We start from the raw sequence: 805 nt of genomic DNA on the forward strand, positions 1-805 counted from the left end.
ATGAATCGCTTTTTTAACATGGCTCTATCCCATAAAGAAATAAACTTTTTCTTCATGTTCTTACGAACGGTGGTGATTAATTCAACGCCCTTTTCCAAAAGCTCACCCGTTAGAGCTTGGCTAATGTAGCCTTTATCGCCATAAAGCTTACCGAAAAGGTACTCAGCCATTTCACTTACAGGCTGCCTGTCATCCACATTACCTTTCGTCAGTTTTAACGCTACAATTTCACCCAAGTGATTGATAATAAGATGCAGTTTAAATCCAAACGACCACCCCATGGTTCCCTTGCCGTGTTCGGCAATGCCTTCAAAAACCTTATTTCGCTTCGCTCGAATGATATGACAGACTTCAATTTTAGTGGAGTCGACAAACTGAATTCCAGTTGGCTTTCCAAGCTTTGAAGTCAGATAGCTACACATGGGCACAACGACGCTAGGCATTAATGCAAGGAAACGCGTGTAGCTTAGCAACTCAGGAAAATAGGGCTTTAGCTGGCGACAAACATAGTTCAGATAGTAATTTTTGAAATCTCGGTAATGTGATTGATGGAAATGAATAATAATGGTCATCACTTCTGCAGGAGAAAGGCGACAAGCTCTGTTGCGCTTCATTTCACCATTTTCAAGCAGTATGCGCTGCCAATGTGGGATAAATAAGTGACAGAAATCATCGACATCACAGTAGGTTTCAACTAATTTATTCATGCTCGTTCCTTTTTCTAATCACTCTTGGTCGAATGATCGGATCAAGGAACGAGCATTTAGTTCCTTTGGGGAGCTAATTTCTTATCCGAAGCTCAGGT

Annotated in this window: 1 protein-coding gene; it reads right to left on the reverse strand. The window is 41.2% G+C overall.

What is annotated here, in order from left to right; genetic code table 11:
* Positions 1–707, reverse strand: a 707-nt coding sequence (locus GQA99_RS20160; RefSeq protein WP_160056997.1) for an IS982 family transposase, incomplete at its 3' end; no start/stop codon positions are given.
* Between the last annotated feature and the right edge of the window lie 98 nt (positions 708–805).

It is taken from the genome of Shewanella litoralis, from assembly GCF_009828585.1.
Classification (GTDB): Bacteria; Pseudomonadota; Gammaproteobacteria; order Enterobacterales; family Shewanellaceae; genus Shewanella; species Shewanella litoralis.